This is a genomic window from Alicyclobacillus acidoterrestris (assembly GCF_022674245.1).
Classification (GTDB): Bacteria; Bacillota; Bacilli; order Alicyclobacillales; family Alicyclobacillaceae; genus Alicyclobacillus; species Alicyclobacillus acidoterrestris.
This window is the reverse complement of record NZ_CP080467.1, coordinates 4,065,762-4,085,000: the sequence shown is the minus strand read 5'-3', so window position 1 is coordinate 4,085,000 and position 19,239 is coordinate 4,065,762. Positions and strand designations below refer to the sequence as shown.

The window sequence follows — 19,239 nt, the reverse complement described above, 5'->3', positions numbered from 1 at the left end:
AGGGCGGCGTGATCGAAGGAGGATAAGAGTACACGGTCCATCGCATCATGCGCCTTCACACAGGAGAGTACGGCGTCGACGAGCTCTGTTGAGCGAGACAGTGGAAAGGACTTCAACTCGATGTTGAAACAGACATCTGGGAACTCTCGCAACACGTCGTCTAGCCGGGGGACCTGTGTACCGGCAAATTGGGAATCAAACCAGGTCCCTGCGTCGTATGCCGCGATTTCCTGCTCGGTGTGCTCCGCTACCAAGCCTTGGCCAGTGGTGGTTCTATCGAGATAGTGGTCGTGCAGGATGACCAAGGAGCCATCCTTGGTCAATTGCACGTCGAGTTCCACCATATCGGCACCGTGCGCGAACGCCTGGCGAAATGCTGGGAGGGTGTTTTCCGGGCAGCGATCACTTGCACCGCGGTGCGCAATGCGCAGTACGCGATCTTGCGCGAGCATGTCCTGTATGCTTTGCACGGTCCTCGACTCCTTTAGCCGTTGAGCTCACTGTCTGCCTGTTGGGCCATTTGCTTCATGGTGTCTGTGACAGAGTTTCCTTCGTCAAAAATTCCTTGTAGCCCCTGCTGGACGGTTTGCAGGACGCTTAAGTACTGCGGAGACGCCGGAGACGCCTTTTGGTACTTGAGTTCCGCCAGAGCCGTGTTGAACTGCGGATTCTTCTTGAGGAAAGCCTGGTAGTCACTTTCCTGAACGGCAGCTTTCTGCACAGGCAGGTAACCCGTTAACATCGACCACTGAGCCGCCTGTTTCGGGGATGTCCACCATTGAATGAACTGCCAAGCCGCTTGCTTCTTGGCGTCAGAGATACCGTTCATGATGGCGACGTCGCCGCCTCCAGGTGGCACTGCGAGTGTCTTGTCCTTAGGCAGGATGGCGGTGCCCCAGTCGAATTTGTTGCCAATGCCAGAACTGACTTCGCCTGCGGAGCCGATGGAGTCGATGTCCATTGCAGCTTTGCCGTGAATAAAGTCTTGGGTCATCAGATCCCAGTATTGTGGGCCCGTTTCGACGTTTGAATACCCGCCCTTGACCAATTCCTGTTCCTTCGAAAGGATATCCGTGGCTGCTGCGGTATCAAACGTGGCTTTACTGTTGTCGCTGGAGAGGATGGAGCCGCCCCCAGACATGACCGCATATTCCCAAGGCCACCAGTCGACGAGCGGTTCGAAGCCGTAGACTTTGTTGCTGCCGGATCCGCTTGTCAATTTCTTCGCGTCAGCGACCAGTTCGTCCCACGTCGCCGGCGGATTGCTGATACCTGCCTTTTGGAAGAGCGTCTTGTTGTAGTAGAACACCGGCACGCTGCGGTTGAACGGAACGCCGTAGTAGTCTCCGTTAAACTGCGTCGACACAAGCATACCGTCGAGGAAGTTGCTTGGTTTGTCGACACTGCTCTGTTGCATCAGTGGGGACAAATCGGCCAATTGCCCGCTCGACGCGAAGAGTGGCATCGCGTGGACTTCGATTTGCGCGATATCGGGTGGATCTCCCGCCTTAATGGCCGCCAGCAGTTTTTGTTGCTCCTCGCCGCCACCGGAGTAGGAACCCTGGTATGTAGCGACGACCTTGATGTTTGGATGCGTCTTATTGAACTCCGAAACCATTTGTTGAATGTCGGTGCTCAACGTGTCGCCGACGCCGTACCAAAATGTGATGGTCACAGGTTGTGAACTCGATCCGGTCGATGCCGTCGTCGTACTCGGGTTCCCGGTTCCTGATGCATTGGTGTCATTCTGGGTGCTTCCACAGCCGGCGACGGATGCGACGACGGCGATGGTGCCGACCATACTTGCACTGATTCCCCACACTTTCTTCATAAGGACACTCCTGTCATATGGTTGGTGATATCTATCCAGAACAGCCGCGGGGCTGACCTGACCGCGTGAGATAAACGACATTACCCTTTAATGGATGTGCCAGCCACGCCGCGAACGAAATAGCGCTGGCCGAACAAAAACAGAATGATGACGGGTAACACCGCGAAGATGGCGGCGTCCATCATGTGGTTCCACTGCAACCCCTCTCCCGCATCCTGGTTGAGGAAATAGGTGAGGGCGACGGGAACGACGCGCATATTGGTCGTGTTGGTTGCGACCAGTGGCCAAAATAAATCGTTGTAGTGATAGACAAAGTTGAGCAGCGCAAGGGTGATGAGCGCCGGTTTCGCATTCGGCAGAACGATGCTCCAGAGGATGCGGTACTCACTCGCGCCATCGATTCGAGCTGCTCGAATCATCTCTTTTGGAATGGATGCGAACCCTTGGCGCAGTAGGAAGATGCCAAAGGCTGATCCGACAAACGGCAGCACGAGCGCACCGTAGGTATTGATGAGGTGCACGGAGCTGAGCATGCTGTAAATCGGAATGAACGTCGCCTGCATGGGTACCATCATGGCCAGCAGGATACAGAAGAAGACCACGGATTTGCCACGGTACTCGACAAATACCAACGAGTAGGCCGCGAGCGTCGACGTCACCAGCTGACAGAGCACAATCAGGAAGCTGGACGCGATACTGTTGAGGAAGAAGATTGGAAATGGTTGTGACGACCACGCCTGGGCGAAGTTGCGCCAATCAAAGTCGACGAGCCACGGGTGAAAGTGGGGATCGAAGATGTCGGTGTTTGTTGCCAGGGCGGACCGGATCATCCAATAGACCGGAATGAGTGCCAGAATTGCGGCGATGATGAGTACGACATGAGCACTCGTGCGCTCCAGCTTTGCGAGTTTTTTCACGATTCTTCCACCACCCAACGGCGACCGAGCCGGATTTGAATGAGCGACAAGATGGACAACAAAATGAGCAGGATGACCGATGCTGCGGCGGATGATCCGATATCGTACATCTGAAACCCTTTGTGAAAGATGTAATAGGTTAGGGTCGACGACGCATTGTTCGGACCACCGTCTGTCATCACATACACTTGGTCAAACGCCTGAAACGACTGAATGATACAGACGACGGCGCAGAAGAAAATCGTCGGTGTCAGATTGGGCAGGGTGACGTGGATGAACGATTTCAGGCGGCCACCGCCGTCGACCTGACACGCTTCGACCAAGCTTTGCGGGATATTTTGTAGGCCAGCCAAGAAAATCAGCATGTAGTAGCCGCTGTACTGCCATAGGGAGACCAACATCACCGATATCAGGGCGGTATGGCTGGAACCGAGCCAATTGATAGGGGGTACGCCCACGAGCGCCAGCACGTGGTTGACCAATCCGTTATCTTTGTCCAAGAGCAGGGTGAACACCAGCCCTGAACCGACAAGTGGCAGGACATATGGGGCGAAGAATACGGTTCGATAAAATTTGGTTCCCTTGAGCCGCATGTTCAAGAGTGCGGCGAGCAGGCAGCCAATGGGCAGTGACAGGAATAACATGCCGCCACTGAGCAGGGCGCTGTTTTTCAAGGACCCGAGAAAGTCGACATCACTGAACAGCTGTACATAATTTTGCAGAAACACGAACTTCGGATGCGGCGTGAGCAGGTTGGATTTATAGAGACTGAGGTACACCACGTATACAATTGGCACCATCACGAATAGTCCAATGAACACGAGACTTGGAGCCATCAGTACAAATCCAGCAATCGCCGTTTTCTTGCGGCTGGCGATGCGGGGAAGTCGACGCGGGACCACTCGACCTGCCGACGCGCTGTCCGCTACGACGTCTTCGATATTTTGCGCCATCTTCTTCACCTAACCTTCCTTTTTCGCAAAAAAGAGAAACCATCTGCGACCGAATGTGCTTGGTCGTTCGGCTGGTTTCTCCAATGTCTCTGCCGCAACGGATTTCCACTTGTCAGGCTCTAGCCTACAATCTGTTTGTTAAGGCTCAATCAATTACGCGTTTTGGAATTGTTAAGATTTCATTTTGAGTTTCCGGTTTGTCGAGAGATACGGGAGATCTGCTCGGCGGGCGACGTAGTGTCAGATGTGTGTGATATTCGTGAGGCAATTGGGGGTGTGGCGGTGGCAAAGGAGGACCAACAGTGGATAGAACGGATGGCGATGCACGATTCGGTGGCGCTAGCCGAAGTGATTCAGACCTATGGCCCGGTCATCACTGCGCTCGTGCGGCGCATTTTAGGGTATCCATACAGTGAGCGGGATTTAGAAGAGTGCGTGAGCGACGTATTCGTGCGCGCGTGGTCGTCGGTTGCCGAATTTGACCGAGCGCGCGGTGATTTTCGTACTTGGCTCCTGATGCTGGCGAAGTACACGGCGCTCGACTTTCGCCGTCGGCATCCGAGTCGAACCGACGTTGAACTGACTGCGTCAGCCGATCACGACGCGTGGCCGCACGTAGAGACGAACCCGGTGGAGCGCGCTGTGTTGTCGCGCGAGACGCTGTCGGAATTCCGCGCCGCCGTGGCTTCGCTCGATCAGGCGGACAAACTGATCTTCTACCGACGATACGTACTCTATGAATCGATTGACGAGATTGCCCGTGCGATGGATACGAGTCGACACGCCATCGACAACCGACTTTGGCGGATTCGCAAGACCTTAAAGGAACGACTTGCCGATATCGACGAGAGAGGGGGCTGTTCAGGTGGACGCGTTTGATAAGCGCTTATTTGACTGGGCAGACGCTCTAGATCCGGACGATCTGATGCGCATCATCGAGGAGGCGCCGATAACGGGAGAGCAAGCGCTGGACGCCTCGTTCCTCGCTCGGGTGGAAGCGCGCACGCTTGCCAAAATCGAGGAAGGCCAAGCACCGGTGGGCGCTTCAGCGGACGGTCAGCCGGCGAGAGGGCGTATTTGGCGTCGACGTCGCGTTGCCGCACTGCGCTGGTGGGGCCCTGTGGCCGCCATTTTCCTGTTGGTCGTCGGTGTCGCATTGCACGCGCCTGTTCTTGCGCAGGTGCACAAGCTGCTTGAGTTTCTCCCCGGATTCGGCGTGGTGGCTGACAATTCGACAGGTACAGCGCCCACTACGGTGTCTTATGTGTTGAAAGCACCGACGGCTCTGTCCGTTGACGGAGGGGCAGTGGAGATAACGGGGGCTGTCTGGGGGGCCAATGCGTCGATGATACAAGTGAACGGTCCTGCTGGGGTGTTTGCGCCAAAGCGCATCACAGTCATCGGCCCAGACGGCAAGAAGTACGTGTTTCACTATGAGGACGTTGCTTCGGGAGGACCTTGGATTGGGATTTATACGTATCAGGGTCGCATTCCTCTAAGCCGTCAGGCAAACGGCGGGGCGGACGTGGCGAAACAGTTGGTGACGTGGGGGATTGTATGGGCGGGATCGGAAATGGTAAATGGGCACCTGACCTTGACGCGGGCACAGACTGCAGCGGACTATCGGAAATTTGGGCCGACGGAGACGAAAAACGGCGTCGCCATCACGGCCATTGCCACGAAGTATGGGGATACGGTTGGCGTCACATTCGTTTCACCGCCGTCGAGTCAGTATCAGATTGAGGATTACGGTTTAAGTGGGCCGTTGGGCAACGGTCCAGCGGTTACCGTATCTGATATGGACGCAGGCAAACGAAATCAACGCATCAAAACACCGCCTGTGTCATTTGAGCCGACCAATGTGTTTCAGTTTAACCCTGTCCATTCATCTGATCGCGATTTTCTGCTGACACTGCCTTACATCACGGCGAAATTCCAGGACACCTTCAACGTTGCGGTGCCCATTCCGGCGCCCGGTCAGGTGATTCATTGGAATCACGCGCTGACGATTGCGGGGATGCAGGTGACGATGACGACGGTGTCGAGAACGGGCAACCACGTGCGAGTCGCCGTTCAGGTGGCGGACAAATCCTCCATGAAACGGCGGTTCTTGGGCTTTGCGCAGGGCCCGCAGGATTTGTCCTCTTTTGAGTATCAATTCGACCAGCACACGATGAATCTCAATCGGTTCAGTTTTGATGTCGCTGGCAAGCATACGCATACGATGCACCTCCAGTTGGAGAATCCTGAGGTGTTACTGTATGGCCCGTGGGTGTACCACCTAGACGTAGAGTAAGGACATGTTGCGTATCCATCCGGGGCGGCGCAGTCGGTGAGCTGGCGCTGCCCGACGGGATGGTAGAAATGAGATTGGTTTATTTGGAACCCAAATTGAGGCCGACCACACCGAGGACGATGAGGACGAGGGAGCCGATTTTTATCAAGTTCAGCGGCTCTTTAAAATAGAGTACGCCGATGGTCGCGATGATGGCAGTTCCAACTGCGGACCAGACTGCGTAGGCGACGCTGACGTCGAGGCGTTTGAGCGCGAGGTTGACGAGGACGAGGCTCAGTCCATAAAACACGAAGAGGGTGATGGAGGGCACTAATTTGCTGAATCCTTGAGAGAGTTTCATCGAGGTGGTTCCACAGACTTCTGCCAAAATCCCAATGATGAGATACACCCACGCCATCTTTATCCCTCGCTTATTGATTCATTCGAGTGGTACGAAAGTCACAATTTGTAGATTATCACAAGTTATTGGTTCTGCAATCCGATAATCCACTCAATCCACTTCAGTACGGTTTGCGCGCGCCTTCGGTAGGTGCTTTCCGCGTCGATGCCGTATACGCCACACGCTTGCATATGTTCGACGACGCGCGAGATGTCCGGCAGCGCGCCAGTCGCCATATATTCGCGCAGTACTCGTTGAAATACGGCGTGTTCCAGTATTGTCGTGACGATGGCGAGGTACTTTTGCTTATAGGGCAGTGCCATAATTTTTCGACCTCTTGGTGTGAGCCGGAAACATACGGCGTGGTGCTCGTCCACATACCGATCAATCAGACCAAGGTACATCCCTGCCGCCGTGTAGTAGTTGGTTTGGCGTTTGTCGAAGCTGTAATTGGTCGTGATCAAGTCCTTTTCCAAGTCGCGATTGACCAGCAACCCCAGTAAATCAATCAGTCGCAAGAACGTATCCGCTTGGGGGAAGGCAACGGTCGGTTCGGCGACCGTCGGCGTGCTGTCGAGAACGTATACGATGTCATCCAGGGTAATCTCTTCATGCGCGATGACGTAATCCCGCTGCTGAACAAGGCGCAACGAGTTGTAATTGGAGACTTCTTCGAATTCGTAGACAAAAAAGCTAAAGATGTCGTTGGAATACGTGAAGAAGACCGGCATGACGCGTTTGTTGAGCTTGTCCTGCCACAAGCGGTATGGGTAGTACAACTGACGGATGAGGAAATCGCTTGTGGACTCATTTTTGGCTTCAACCACGAGGAACGAATGCGCGCTTTCATAGCCAGCGTCAATCTCTATCTGCGATTTGGACACGGAGATGCACTGGTTTGCACCGCCTTCCGTTCGAATCGTAAAGGAGAAGTCGCTCGACGACATGCGGCCCGAAATTGTGGGGAGCGACGGCTCGCCGAGTATGTCGTCTATCATGCCGCACACGTACGCACAGTGGAGGGCGACACTTTCGGAATACAGGTTGCTGGGATCAATCGACGTGATGTGGGCTGGAAAGTGTACTCGCGTGGGTTTGGCGTGTGCGTCATAGTTCATCCGCTGGTAGGCGTGAAACGGGCCGATGATGTAGCGAGATCGGGAAATGGGCAAAATGCACAGACCATGGCGGCGGAAGATGTCCGGCAGGTTTGTGTGGTGGTCGAACTTGCTCATCAGGCGTGGTTCGCGCACGGTTCGGATGGTCGCCGCGTCGATTTCGTAAAAACCCGTTTGTGCGATGTGGGAGAGGATGTCGTATCGTTCAAAAAGCGTCTCCCATGCGGTATCATTCTTTCCCATAATTCATCACCAGGACTTCGTCAATTTTGCCCCGCCTCGAAGCATTCGAGTTGATGGCGCGATTTGCCGTTACGATGACGATTTGATAATCCTTGTACAAGTCCTTGATAAAATCGGTGGCCGAGTTGCTCAATAACACTTTACACCCCCGATTCGTCAACGAATCGACGGTCTGTTTCAACCGAATTTGCTCGTCCCTGCCAAACCCATCCAGGCTGTAGCCGGTGAAGGATGAGGTGCTTGATATGGGATCATAGGGCGGATCGATATAAACAAAATCCCCCTCTTTCGCGGTAGCCACTGCCTCGACGAAATCGGTGTTGAGAATTTCGATCTCGTTCTCCACAAGGTACTGATGAACCGCCCGAAGGACTGGCTCGTTGACGATATTCGGGTTCTTGTAGTCGCCGAATGGCACGTTGAACTGCCCTTGCCGATTGACGCGAAACAGACCGTTGTAGCACGTCTTGTTCAGGTAGATGAGCCGCGAAGCGCGCTCGGCTGGCGAGAGCGCTTCGAACTGTTCCGTCCGGTCTAGCGCCCGCAGCTCATAGAAGTATTCCTTGTCGTTTTGATGCTTGGCTAAGTGTTCGAGCAATGTGTCGACGTCATCCCGAATCACGCGGTAGGTGCGAATTAATTCCGCGTTAATGTCGTTGATGACGGCTCGTTCCGGCTGTAGGCTGAACAGCACTGCCCCGCCGCCGACAAATGGCTCGTAGTATGTATTGTAGCCTTTCGGCACATATTTTCGAATCTCGTCGAGTAGTTGTCGTTTCCCGCCTGCCCATTTCAAAAAGGGCTGCACGAATGTATTTTTGGCCATCTCAGTACGTAACCCCAGTCCGAACATATATTCCACAGTCAGTTTAGTCTATCGCAAACTTGCGTTATATTCGAGAGGTGGTTGCAAAATCCAGCAGGCGCCCGTTTCATGGAATCTTCATCGAATGCTTATACTGCCCATGCGAAATGACCACCAGGGGTGTATAGTAGTGAGCGCCATCATCGATTAGGGATTGAGGTGTGACAATGGGAGACTTTTCACAAGCGGACTTTCGCAAAGTCATGGGGAAATTTGCATCGGGTGTGACGGTCGTGACCACGGAGGTATCGGGCGTGATTCACGGCATGACAGCCAACGCGTTCATCTCCGTTTCGCTGAACCCAAGTTTGGTGCTAATTTCGGTCGATAAGCGCGCGAAGACACACGGATACATTCAGGAGACCGGCACCTTTGGCATTAGTATTCTGTCGGAGGAACAACAGACGTTGTCGAACCTCTTTGCCCAAAGTTCCACACCAGACGCTTCAGCGGGCATTCGATATGAGCGATTGAACGATGTGCCAGTGTTGGCCGATACCGTCGCGACGATAGCTTGCGAGTTGTGGGCTTCTTACGACGGTGGGGATCATACGCTATTCGTTGGGCTCGTGACGTCACTCGCGTATTCGGACAAAAATCCTTTGCTGTATTTTGGTAGTCAATATCACACACTGCACTGATGTCACTCGAGTGAACATTTGAGGGCCCCGTGCACAGGCATTTGTACGGGGCCTGTACGAGATGGGGATGGCCAGCTTGGACGGCAGGGAGCAGGGAGCAGGGAGCAGGGAGCAGGGAGCAGGGAGCAGGGAGCAGGGAGCAGGGAGCAGGGAGCAGGGAGCAGGGAGCAGGGAGCAGGGAGCAGGGAGCAGGGAGCAGGGAGCAGGGAGCGGCGGGGGATGTCTTAATAAGACGGATCCGCTTGTCCACGCGGTGATAGTGCAGAAAAAGTGCCTTATTGCGTGCTTGGAGAGCTGAATTTGAGCGATTGCGGGGCAATAAGGTAGAAAAGGTGCCTTAAGTGGGCCGGATCGGGCGAAATCGCGCGAATAGTGCAGAAAATCGACCTTAAGCTGTAGGCCGCCGATCCGCCTCCGCAGCGCATCAACTGTGCCACCGCCACCCTACTGCCGCAGAAGCCCCAACAGCGCCACCGCCACCGTAGATCCGCCGCCCCAGCCGCCCCGATTCCCGATCTCCACCACACAATGTTGACCTGGTGAATCATGATTTGACACTCCACACACGCTAAACTATAATTTACTTTCGTAATCAATAGTTGTTATAGCAACTATAAGGTATTCCTCACCGACAAGGGGAAGGACGTCGGCACTGATGTCATTCCCATGATTTACGCATTCAATCAGTGGGTGTATAGGGGAACAACTACCCAGGAGATCGTGCAAATTCGTAAAATCCTGCTGAAGATGTGTTCAAACGTTCAGTGAATTCCCTCGGCTGTATCAGTTGGTTGCTGCAACAACTATAGGAAGCAAAATCAAGGAGGATTCTTCGATGGCAAGGGTACTGTTTGTGAAAGCAAATTCTCGTCCAATTGATCAGGCTGTGAGCGTAAAGCTCTACCATGCCTTTTTGGACAGTTACAAAGAAACGCATCCAGAGGATGAAATCATTGAACTGGACTTGTTTAAGGAAAACCTTCCTTATTACGATGTAGATAAGATCAACGGTATGTTCAAATTGGCAAAAGAGATGGAATTGACGCCAGCGGAGAAAGAAGCGACTGATCTGGTGAACCAGTACGTAGACCAGTTCCTCTCCGCAGACAAAGTCGTGTTTGGTTTTCCGCTCTGGAACTTTACCGTTCCGGCCGTTCTCCATACCTACCTCGATTATTTGAATCAGGCAGGAAAGATGTTCCGCTATACGCCTGAAGGCCCAGTCGGCCTTTTGCAGGACAAGAAAGTGGTACTGCTGAACGCAAGAGGCGGCGTGTACTCGGAGGAACCGATGCGCTCTCTGGAGATGGCTGTCAATTTGGTCACCAACACGCTGCGTTTCTGGGGCGTTCAAGACATCACCACGGTGATTGTTGAAGGACACAACCAATTCCCTGACAAAGCTGAAGAAATCATTCAAGACGGCATCAAACGCGCGCAGGACGCAGCAAAACAGTTCTAATCTCGCTGTTGACGGTACCGCATCACATCTGCGACGACGCGTTATCGTGTAGTGACATAAAAAGGTGTCCCCCATCGCTGGGGGGCGCCTTTCTTTGTGGCGATGGCTGGCTGGTCTGGTGTGTGGTTGCGTCGGGATGGCATTGTGGACGTGCGTTTCAGATGTGCGCTTTAGACTGCGCTTCATAGATACAGATATTTTTTCGCGATATCGAGACACTAGGCGCTGGGAAGGAATCAGAACACTGGAGAATCGGAGGCAATCACATGGCATACAAGGATTTCCGCGACTTTTTGGACACCTTGCGCAAAGAGGGCCAGTTGCTCACCAAGTGAACACTGGACGCACCGCTCGCCACGGAAAAGTGGGAAAAGATTTTCCAAGACCTTCTGAGCCATCCATAAGGAGTGTGTTTTCATCCTTGCGAATAGCAGCAAAAAAGACGGCAATGCGCCGTCTTTTTTGTTTGGCCTCGGTGCTTTATTGAAAGCACCAGGCGTCTCATTTATGATTCCTGCTTTGTGTCGCCGTCGTGAATCACTTGCACGCGGCCCACTTGACCATCGCGTAGACGCACCTTGATGCCATGTGGGTGCGTCGGGGAATTCGTCAAAATGTCTTTGACAATGCCACGTGTTAACTTGCCTGTCGGCTGGTCTTTTTTGAGTACGATATCGACCTCCAGGCCAGGGCGAATATCCTTGCGATGTTTGCCGTCCTTCATAGAATCACCCTCTTCAAGTTGCCTGCTTGGTGTTATTGTGCGACGAAGGTGTCGCGCTTCTGCAGGTATTCAGCGTACGGACCGCGGAAGTCGATGATGCCTGCTGGCGTCAGCTCGACAATTCGCGTCGCGACGTCTTCCACCAACTGGCGAGCGTGGGAGACGAAGATGACAGATCCCTCAAATGCCTGCAGCGCCTTCGTCAACGCGTCGATAGATTCAAGGTCCAAGTGGTTGGTCGGTTCGTCCAAGACCAGCACATTTCCTTGCATCAGAAGCATTTTGCCAATCATCAGGCGCGCCGACTCGCCCCCGGAGAGGACTTCTGTCGACTTGTGCACTTCGTCTTTCGAAAACAGCATTCGGCCAAGAATGCTGCGGATAGACTGTTCATCGGCTTCGTCGTCGAAACTCCGCAGCCACTGGTACACCGTAGTATCTTTCGGAATCGTCTCGTTGTGATCTTGTGTGAAATACGTCGGCTGTGCCGATTGACCCCAGGTGATTTCACCCGAATCTGGAGCGAGTTCGCCCAGGAGCGTGTTCAGTAGCGTTGTCTTGCCAATTCCATTGGTACCAATCACGGCCACTTTATCGCCGTTCAAAATGTCTAGGTTCACATTTTTTAACACATGCAAGTCGCCAAATGACTTGTTGACGTCCTTCGCACTCACGACCTGCTTGCCGAGAGGTTGTTTGGCTGTGAACTTGATATACGGCGCCACACGGGACGACGGACGAATTTCCTGCACTTCAATTTTCTCAATTTGTTTTTGTCGGCTCGTCGCCTGCTTCGCCTTACTCTTGTTGGCCGAGAATCGCGCGACGAATTCTTTCAACTCGGCAATTTTCTCGAGGTTGCGGGCATTCTCCGCCAACAACTGCTCGCGCGCGAGGGTGCTCGCCGCGACAAAATAGTCGTAGTTGCCCGTGAACATCGAGATTTTCTGATAGTCCACGTCCACCATATGGGTGCAGACAGTGTTGAGAAAGTGGCGATCATGCGAGATGATGACCATCGTCCCTTTGTGGTTGAGCAAGAAGTTTTCCAGCCACCGGATGGTGTCGAGATCGAGGTGGTTCGTCGGCTCGTCCAACAGCAGCACGTCGGGGCGTCCAAACAATACCTGCGCCAGGAGGACGCGGAGCTTGAAGCCGCCAATCATGGAACTCATCAGATCCCCGTGTTTATCGACCGGGATGCCAAGGCCCTCGAGTAACTCTGCTGCGAAATACTCTGCAGAGTAACCATCCATATCGGCAAAGGCGCTCTCGAGTTCGCCGACGCGCATGCCTTCCTCTTCTGTCATCTCAGGCAGCGCGTAAAGCCGCTCGCGCTCTTTCATCACTTTCCATAGTTCTGGGTGACCCATCAGCACAGTGTCAAGAACCGTGCAATCATCGTATTGATAGTGATCTTGGCGGAGGACGCCGACGCGTACCCCGGTTGCGACTGAGACACTGCCGGTCGTCGGTTCGAAATCGCCGACCAAGATTTTCATAAAGGTCGACTTTCCTGCGCCATTGGCACCGATGAGGCCGTAGCGATTGCCTTCGTCAAAACTGAGGTTGACATCTTCAAATAAAACTCGGCTGCCAAATGACACCGAAATATCTTTGACTCGAATCATTTACTCGCCCCTTTTTTCGCGTTCCATCCCACCACTATACCATGATCGGTCAATTGATTGGCTGGTAATCCTAAGGCTCGTAATTTGAGCGTTTTGCAGAATGGTCGTTTTGGGTGGAGGTGAAAAAGGAACAACACCTAGGGTAAGTAAACTAAATTCCACATACTGGTATTCTTGCGCCGTTTCTCGTCAGGTCAACTCGTTATCATTTATGCAGTCTTCTTGTGTCGTTCGATATGGTTCACAGCTAGTGCCGATGCAAGTAACACGATCGCGTTGAGGAACATGTACGTCTTTACTTTTCGAATGCCTCGGACATGGACGTCGTTCGCCGTCAAATTCGTCTTAAGTCTTGCGTTACAACGCTCTACAGCAGTTCGCTCGTTGTATAACAGCTTCCAATTCTGCGTGCCTCGGTGTGGTGCGCAGTAACGCCGAATATCTTCTGTGATCCGCTTTTTGACCACCATACCGTAGTTGGATTCGGAACATGTCGCGATTCCAAGCGGACAATCTACCTTCCCAACCGCGTGCGGGCAGCGAAACTTTAGTCGGTCACCGTCCGCACCCCAATACACCATGTCATATCCCATCGTGCAACGCGGCGTCCCGTCCGATGCGATTCCTTCAGGCGGTTCTTTTTCACCGCGCTTGTTCATCGCGATAATTGCCTGTGCACCATATTGACGAACCGTTTCATAGTTTTTGACTTGATCATATCCAGCGTCCATCATAACAAAGTCGATTTTCCAACCGTGCGTCGTCACGACATGTTCCAGCAATGGCGCCGCCATCTCACCATCAAAGACGTTCGCTGGTGTGACATCCAAAGCAACTGGCAGTTCACTCGCGGTGTCCACAGCCAAGTGGAATTTGTATCCAAACCAAGCAAGCTTGTTGCCAAAGGTATCGTATTTTGCGCCCCAGTTGGCATTGCCCGTTTCCTGGCTCTTGGACTTAGGTTGTTTTTTCTCGTAGGACTTCACGGCGGCACTATCCACAGCCAAATGGCGTCCGTTGATGATGCTCGCTTCTTTACATTGACTGACCAGGTCAATGAAGAGCTTCTCAGCGAGACCCAACTCAACAACGGCTGAAAACACGCGACTCAGTGTGGAGACCGACGGGGCTGCTTCGTCGATTCGAAACCCACACTGGTAGCGAAAGCGTATATCTCGAGCCAACCGTTCATGAAGCCTTGTGAACGTTGAGATTCCTTCAAGCGGAGCAGCCAGCAGTGCGCGCAGAATCGCTTCACGATTCATAGGCTTCGCGCCTTGGGGTGACTGTTTTCTCAATTTCGAAGCATAGGGTTGTAAATCCAAGACAGCAAAGAACAAGGGCAGACGATCGCTGGAGTCAATTTCTAGCCAGTCCTCAAAGGAAAAGAGCGATGGTTGGAGAATATACAAGTGGGACTTCCCTCCTCGAAAATTTCTTGTTTGGTCACTTGAAATCTTCTCGAAGGTTGGGGTGAAGTCCTTTTTCATGCCCTAAAAACCCTTGCCCTGCGGGAGTTTATAAATCTGCAAAACGCTCAATTTTTCTATCTTGTCATTTGGGAGGGTGTCATTTGGCGTGAAATGAGGCCCCGCGAATTGCGGGGCCGATGTATGTCAACCCGCCACGTATGGGACGGTGCGGGGTACCTCATATGTGCTACTGTATCGGATGCGAACACGCGCGAATTGGTGCATGGATGTATGCGCGTTCATACACGTAAAATGCGAGTCATTCACTAGAATCGACGGGTATAGCGTGGCCTTTCGTCGGCAATCTATGCTCCATTTCGCTCCGGAAAATTCCGCCATTCCAATCGCGTCAGAGAGGCATGAGCGGTAGCGCTCGGGGTGCGGACACTACATCTTATGCTGCGCCACGAATTGGAGAATGGCGTCCAGACTTTCGCGGGAGTCCTTGGCCGCAATGGGCGCAAAGAGGTCACCATGTTGGGCGACGCGGTCTACCACATTGAACACCGTAAAGTCACTGGGTAGGAATCCACGGGCGATTTCCGACCAGGTGACTGGCGTGGAGACGCTGGCTTTTGCCGTTGCGCGAACGGAATAGACAGCGGATAGGGTGCGCATCTTCCAAAGTTGCAAATAGTCGATGTACAGTTTGTCGCCGCGGTTTTTGACGGATCGCTCTAAGGTCACTAGCTTCGGCATTTTTTGCAGCAGATACTGCGCGATGAATTTGGTGATTTTGCGAGTTTGTTCGAACGTGTACTGCGGTTGGATGGGTACAAATATCTGTAGTCCAGTGGCGCCTGAGGTTTTGGCGTAGTTGGCGAGACCTAGCGAATTGAGCACATCGTGAAGTTGCAGCGCGACGTCTAACACGGTTTCGAACGCATCGGGCACGGATGGGTCTAAGTCAAACGCGATATCCGTGGGGGTGTCTGGTTGGTCGTGGCGTGTGAATGGGACGTGTAACTCGATAGCCGCGTAATTCGCCACCCAGACGAGGGTTGCGAGGTCGTTGAGCAGAATATAGAACTTGTCTTTGTAAAATGCCCGTGGTATCCACGCTGGCGCATGCTGCGGTACAGACTTTTGAACGATGCGCGAAGCTTCAATTCCGTCTGGAAAGCGCCACATCATGAGCAACCGATTTTTCGTGTATGGCAGCAGGTAGGGGGATATATGGATGAGGTACTGGATGTAGTCGAGTTTCGTCACACCGACCTCTGGCCAGAGTACCTTATGCGGGTTCGTGAGGACGATTTCTTTGTCTTCGATCGCAATTGGAATTGAATCCATGTCCATCGGCGTCTCCCGAATCACATATTCCGTTATAGTGTGGCGCGACGGTGTACAAATGATGCATCAGTTGGTGTATCGGCCAGGTATTCTGTTTGCCGCCTTGCACTGACAAACCCAGGCGCGTCACGCAACTTCGTGTTGAAAGGGTGTTCGTTTCTATGCGTTATGATATCGTCGCACTCGGCGAGTTGTTGGTCGACATCACGATGACTGAATCGACTGAAGGGCCACCACAGATGCAAGGAGATGCGGGTGGCGCGCCGGCCAACGTGTTGGCAGCAGCCACGAGGTTAAATGGGCGCACGGCCTTTATTGGCACGGTTGGGGACGATAAGTTCGGGGACTTTCTCGCTGCGACCCTTGACGCTTATCAAATTGATGCGGCGGGGCTCGTGCGAACGAGTGAGGATAGGACCACGTTGGCATTCGTCCGAATTGATGCGACGGGTGATAGGGATTTTACATTTGCCCGCAATCCTGGCGCGGATACCTTGTTGCGCCCGGACGACGTGCGCTATGAGTTGATTGCGCAGTCGCGATTTTTTCACTTCGGCGCTTTATCTTTAACCCATTCCCCTGCACGGGAAGCCACGTGGGCCGCGGTGGACTATGCGCTTCGTCACGGCGTGACGGTATCGTTTGACCCGAACTGGCGCGCCTCCTTGTGGCCGAGTGAGGAGTCAGCGCGCGTTCAAATGCGCCTGGGTGTGGACAAGGCGAACCTGGTCAAGGTGTCAGAGGAGGAACTGTTCCTCTTGACGGGCTGTACGGATATCGAAAAAGGGTTGGCAGAGCTGGCGGCCCCAGGCAAGCTCGTGGTGGTGACGCTCGGCGCAAACGGATGCGCTTATCAACTAGGAAATCGGACTGGTGCAGTTCCTGGCGTGGCCGTTGAGGCCGTGGATACGACGGGAGCGGGGGACGCGTTTCTTGGCGCGCTTCTGATGAGGCTCAGGACGTTTGAAGAATCGCTTGAACGCCTCTCGACAGAGCAGTTGGAAGAGGCGCTTTGGTTTGCCAATCGTGTCGGCGCTTGGACGGCCGGGCATCGAGGAACGATGGCCGCGTTTCCAACCGCTGCCGATCTGGAAAAAGCGTTGCCGTGATCGCCCCTGTACGGTTTTGCCTGTACCTGTATAGGTTTCGCGTTTTCTTCCAAGCATGATGAGGATACCTATGCTATGTGAAGATTGAGAGGGATTCACTTTTGGATCCGGTTATTCCCTTTGAACCGATACGTCGCGACGCGATTCCAACGCAAGGGATATGGCTGCCCCAAATCAAGTGGGATGGCGTGCGCGTGCTGACCTATTTCGACGGCAATACCGTGCGTTTGTTCAACCGCAAACGGCGCGAGCGCACCATGCAATATCCGGAGTTGTCTGCCATCGACACTTACTGTACGGGTGATTCGGTGATTTTAGATGGCGAGATCATCGCGCTGGGACAAAATGGCAAGCCTAGTTTTCACGAGGTGATGCGGCGGGATGGCGTGCGCCGGCGAGATAGCGTCGCCTTGGCCCAGAAAGCTGTGCCCATCACCTATATGGTCTTTGATATTTTGTACCACAACGGCGAATGGTTGACGACGCGCCCGTATGTACAACGCTTGGAGCGGTTATCTTCCATACTCAAGGCACATCCAAACGTTCAGCAAGTGAGTACGCACGACGACGCCTTTGCATTATTTGAGGTGGTGAAGTCGTATGGCATGGAAGGTATCGTCCTCAAACAGCCCGATTCACCGTATATCCTCGGCGGAAAGTCAGACTTGTGGGTCAAGGTAAAAAACTACCAAGATCTGATTGCCGTGATTGGTGGGTTTACAGTGGATGAAAGCGGTGCGGTGAACGCATTGTTGGTTGGACAATATGACGCCAGTGGCCGACTCTGGTACATCGGACACGCGGGCACCGGGCGCTTAAGTAAAGCGGAGTGGCGTCTTTTAGCAGAGAAGTTTCGGCCGCATGTGACAGACACGCGGCCGTTCGTCAATCAACCAGATAGGCATCGCGACGCCAATTGGCTCGCGCCTCAGTTTGCGGTTAAGATTCAGTTTGCCGAGTGGACACCCGGTGGTACGCTACGGCAACCTAGCATCCAGTCGTTTGTCGATATTCCCGTAAACCAGTGCGTTTTTGACGATCAGGCGCCGCTTCGCCCCAATTAGTCGCCACGCGATGTCTGGATGAGTGAAAATTTTGGTTCCATGTAGCCAACGACGTGGCCGGGTGTATTTTTAATGCTTTCTCGGTCGTAACTGGTCAACTCGTCCAATGGTCCATCTGTACCAATGTCCAGTTGTCGCAGAATTTCATTGACAACCGCAGGAATCGGTTCTGCGCCGCCGTCGGCAATTTTTACAGCGATGCCGAGTTCACGTTCCCTGTCAAACAGGCAGAACACGCCCTTCGCCCCTTCTTTGGCCAAAATGCGGCCTTCAAACGCACGGATGAGCTTTGCGCTATAGATGTTTTTTTCGGTGACCATGTCCGGCCGCTTGTCCATCGCCTCGACAATTCGGGTAATGGCCTTTTGATGATTTTCTTGCAGCCCTTTTGGTTGTGCGAGGCGTGCAAACCCCCACGCCAGATGCTTGAGCGGCAGGTAGTACGTTGGAATATCACATCCGTCGAGTCCCGTGTGAATCTCTGTGAGTGGCAACCCGACGACATCTGCGACTGCCTGTGCGACACGGCGTTGCACGGGATGCTCTTTCTGTACATACCCTTGTGTGTCCTCACCGAGGTACACGGCCGTCGCCAACATCCCGGCATGGACACCCGAACAGCAATTGCATACCGGATCAGCCTTTTGACCGCTGCGGATGAGCTCCTCGTTACTCGTTTTACTGATTGGATCCATCACGCCACATTCCAGGTCGTGCTCGTCCTTCCCGATTTGTTTGAGAATGGCTCGGACGCGCGAGCGGTGACGTTCTTCCCCACTGTGGGAGGCACAGAAGATAGCCAAGTCTGCGTCCTCAAATTGGAAGTGGTCGGCGGCACCGGTTTCAATAATGGGAATGGCTTGCATGGGTTTCAGGGCGGATCGGCCGTAGGTCATGTAGTTCGGGTCGCCGTAGTGATACAGTACTTTCCCAGCTGCGTTGACGACGGCGATATGCCCGAGGTGAACGTTATCGACGACGCCCGCTCTCGTTTCCTCGACCAGTATATTCAATGTTTTTCCCTCGTTTGTGAATGATTTTGGCCAAGATATTATTGCGCTAGGTCCAAAAATTATGTGACGTTGTGGGGAACAGAGCGTGCCGCGTTCAAGGTGTGGCGAAGGTGTGTAGGAGGGCGTGTACAGTGAGGAAGGTCGAGGGTCGTGCTACATCGTCGAATCCATCCTGTTTCTGTAACTTTACAAAAGTAAGTTTATATCGTAGTCTGTCCGTAATGGAAT

18 protein-coding genes (1 of these 18 cut by a window edge) are annotated in these 19,239 nt (G+C 53.4%); 6 read left to right on the top strand and 12 right to left on the bottom strand.

The genetic code is table 11. The annotated features are described in order from the left end of the window. The 4 genes from K1I37_RS20060 to K1I37_RS20045 all read right to left on the bottom strand — a co-directional run. Window positions 1-470, bottom strand: the 5' portion of a protein-coding gene (locus tag K1I37_RS20060; RefSeq protein ID WP_021297641.1) for a glycerophosphodiester phosphodiesterase. It extends 274 nt beyond the left edge of the window; the window shows 470 of its 744 coding nt (coding positions 1-470); it begins with the start codon at window positions 468-470; its stop codon lies beyond the left edge, outside the window. Between the two features lie 14 nt (window positions 471-484). Beyond that, window positions 485-1,831, bottom strand: a complete 1,347-nt coding sequence (locus K1I37_RS20055) for an ABC transporter substrate-binding protein (RefSeq protein ID WP_021297642.1) — start codon at window positions 1,829-1,831, stop codon at window positions 485-487. A gap of 80 nt (window positions 1,832-1,911) precedes the next feature. Further along, a complete protein-coding gene (locus tag K1I37_RS20050) occupies window positions 1,912-2,748 on the bottom strand; it encodes a carbohydrate ABC transporter permease (RefSeq protein ID WP_021297643.1) in 837 nt (278 codons plus the stop codon). Continuing rightward, the gene (locus tag K1I37_RS20045) at window positions 2,745-3,701 is read right to left on the bottom strand and encodes a carbohydrate ABC transporter permease (protein ID WP_051189552.1); all 957 of its coding nucleotides are present in this window, start codon (window positions 3,699-3,701) and stop codon (window positions 2,745-2,747) included. Before K1I37_RS20045 ends, K1I37_RS20050 begins: the two co-directional genes overlap by 4 nt. Before the next feature lie 282 nt (window positions 3,702-3,983). Between K1I37_RS20045 and K1I37_RS20040 the strand changes: the two genes are divergently transcribed. Both K1I37_RS20040 and K1I37_RS20035 read left to right on the top strand, forming a co-directional pair. Next, entirely contained in the window at window positions 3,984-4,580 is a 597-nt protein-coding gene (locus K1I37_RS20040) for a sigma-70 family RNA polymerase sigma factor (RefSeq protein WP_152498840.1), read from the top strand. Further along, complete coding sequence (locus K1I37_RS20035; RefSeq protein WP_021297646.1) at window positions 4,567-5,997, top strand: hypothetical protein; 1,431 nt, start codon at window positions 4,567-4,569, stop codon at window positions 5,995-5,997. The genes K1I37_RS20040 and K1I37_RS20035 overlap by 14 nt, the downstream gene beginning before the upstream one ends. A gap of 79 nt (window positions 5,998-6,076) precedes the next feature. On the opposite strand, the gene K1I37_RS20030 is transcribed toward K1I37_RS20035, so the two are convergent. From K1I37_RS20030 to K1I37_RS20020, 3 genes are all read right to left on the bottom strand, one after another. Then, entirely contained in the window at window positions 6,077-6,394 is a 318-nt protein-coding gene (locus K1I37_RS20030) for a DMT family transporter (protein ID WP_021297647.1), read from the bottom strand. Window positions 6,395-6,459: 65 nt separating this feature from the next. Beyond that, window positions 6,460-7,737 carry a type II restriction enzyme gene (locus K1I37_RS20025; RefSeq protein WP_021297648.1) on the bottom strand — a complete coding sequence of 426 codons (1,278 nt, stop codon included), beginning with the start codon at window positions 7,735-7,737 and terminating at the stop codon, window positions 6,460-6,462. Further along, window positions 7,724-8,563: a DNA adenine methylase gene (locus tag K1I37_RS20020; RefSeq protein ID WP_021297649.1), complete on the bottom strand. Its 840-nt coding sequence runs from the start codon at window positions 8,561-8,563 to the stop codon at window positions 7,724-7,726. The genes K1I37_RS20025 and K1I37_RS20020 overlap by 14 nt, the downstream gene beginning before the upstream one ends. A gap of 206 nt (window positions 8,564-8,769) precedes the next feature. On the opposite strand from K1I37_RS20020, the gene K1I37_RS20015 reads away from it, so the two are divergent. Both K1I37_RS20015 and K1I37_RS20010 read left to right on the top strand, forming a co-directional pair. Beyond that, window positions 8,770-9,243, top strand: a complete 474-nt coding sequence (locus K1I37_RS20015) for a flavin reductase family protein (protein WP_021297650.1) — start codon at window positions 8,770-8,772, stop codon at window positions 9,241-9,243. An 835-nt stretch (window positions 9,244-10,078) separates the two neighbouring features. Next, entirely contained in the window at window positions 10,079-10,705 is a 627-nt protein-coding gene (locus K1I37_RS20010) for an FMN-dependent NADH-azoreductase (RefSeq protein WP_021297651.1), read from the top strand. Between the two features lie 505 nt (window positions 10,706-11,210). Here the strand turns inward: K1I37_RS20010 and K1I37_RS20005 are convergent. From K1I37_RS20005 to ligD, 4 genes are all read right to left on the bottom strand, one after another. Beyond that, a complete protein-coding gene (locus K1I37_RS20005; protein ID WP_021297652.1) occupies window positions 11,211-11,429 on the bottom strand; it encodes a YwbE family protein in 219 nt (72 codons plus the stop codon). A gap of 32 nt (window positions 11,430-11,461) precedes the next feature. After that, window positions 11,462-13,060 (bottom strand): ABC-F family ATPase, encoded by a 1,599-nt coding sequence (locus tag K1I37_RS20000; RefSeq protein WP_021297653.1) that lies wholly within the window; start codon window positions 13,058-13,060, stop codon window positions 11,462-11,464. A gap of 209 nt (window positions 13,061-13,269) precedes the next feature. Then, entirely contained in the window at window positions 13,270-14,472 is a 1,203-nt protein-coding gene (locus tag K1I37_RS19995) for a transposase (RefSeq protein ID WP_242215902.1), read from the bottom strand. A 447-nt stretch (window positions 14,473-14,919) separates the two neighbouring features. Next, a complete protein-coding gene (ligD, locus tag K1I37_RS19990; protein ID WP_031217771.1) occupies window positions 14,920-15,825 on the bottom strand; it encodes a non-homologous end-joining DNA ligase in 906 nt (301 codons plus the stop codon). Window positions 15,826-15,986: 161 nt separating this feature from the next. Here ligD and K1I37_RS19985 point away from each other — a divergent pair, with 161 nt between their 5' ends. Together K1I37_RS19985 and K1I37_RS19980 are read left to right on the top strand one after the other, a co-directional pair. Continuing rightward, window positions 15,987-16,934, top strand: coding sequence for a carbohydrate kinase family protein (locus tag K1I37_RS19985; RefSeq protein ID WP_021294972.1), 948 nt, complete (start codon window positions 15,987-15,989; stop codon window positions 16,932-16,934). A 77-nt stretch (window positions 16,935-17,011) separates the two neighbouring features. Beyond that, complete coding sequence (locus tag K1I37_RS19980) at window positions 17,012-17,998, top strand: ATP-dependent DNA ligase (RefSeq protein WP_242215956.1); 987 nt, start codon at window positions 17,012-17,014, stop codon at window positions 17,996-17,998. Here K1I37_RS19980 and K1I37_RS19975 read toward each other — a convergent pair. After that, window positions 17,995-19,011 (bottom strand): asparaginase, encoded by a 1,017-nt coding sequence (locus K1I37_RS19975; protein ID WP_021294974.1) that lies wholly within the window; start codon window positions 19,009-19,011, stop codon window positions 17,995-17,997. The two genes, K1I37_RS19980 and K1I37_RS19975, sit on opposite strands and share 4 nt — an antisense overlap. Window positions 19,012-19,239 lie beyond the last annotated feature (228 nt).

Coding starts and splice junctions, on each gene's coding strand:
- ligD (WP_031217771.1), bottom strand. CDS start 15,825: ATGGATTCAATTCCAATTGCGATCGAAGACAAAGAAATCGTCCTCACG.
- K1I37_RS20000 (WP_021297653.1), bottom strand. CDS start 13,060: ATGATTCGAGTCAAAGATATTTCGGTGTCATTTGGCAGCCGAGTTTTA.
- K1I37_RS20045 (WP_051189552.1), bottom strand. CDS start 3,701: ATGGCGCAAAATATCGAAGACGTCGTAGCGGACAGCGCGTCGGCAGGT.
- K1I37_RS20010 (WP_021297651.1), top strand. CDS start 10,079: ATGGCAAGGGTACTGTTTGTGAAAGCAAATTCTCGTCCAATTGATCAG.
- K1I37_RS20005 (WP_021297652.1), bottom strand. CDS start 11,429: ATGAAGGACGGCAAACATCGCAAGGATATTCGCCCTGGCCTGGAGGTC.
- K1I37_RS20025 (WP_021297648.1), bottom strand. CDS start 7,737: ATGGGAAAGAATGATACCGCATGGGAGACGCTTTTTGAACGATACGAC.
- K1I37_RS20015 (WP_021297650.1), top strand. CDS start 8,770: ATGGGAGACTTTTCACAAGCGGACTTTCGCAAAGTCATGGGGAAATTT.
- K1I37_RS20030 (WP_021297647.1), bottom strand. CDS start 6,394: ATGGCGTGGGTGTATCTCATCATTGGGATTTTGGCAGAAGTCTGTGGA.
- K1I37_RS20055 (WP_021297642.1), bottom strand. CDS start 1,831: ATGAAGAAAGTGTGGGGAATCAGTGCAAGTATGGTCGGCACCATCGCC.
- K1I37_RS20020 (WP_021297649.1), bottom strand. CDS start 8,563: ATGGCCAAAAATACATTCGTGCAGCCCTTTTTGAAATGGGCAGGCGGG.
- K1I37_RS19985 (WP_021294972.1), top strand. CDS start 15,987: ATGCGTTATGATATCGTCGCACTCGGCGAGTTGTTGGTCGACATCACG.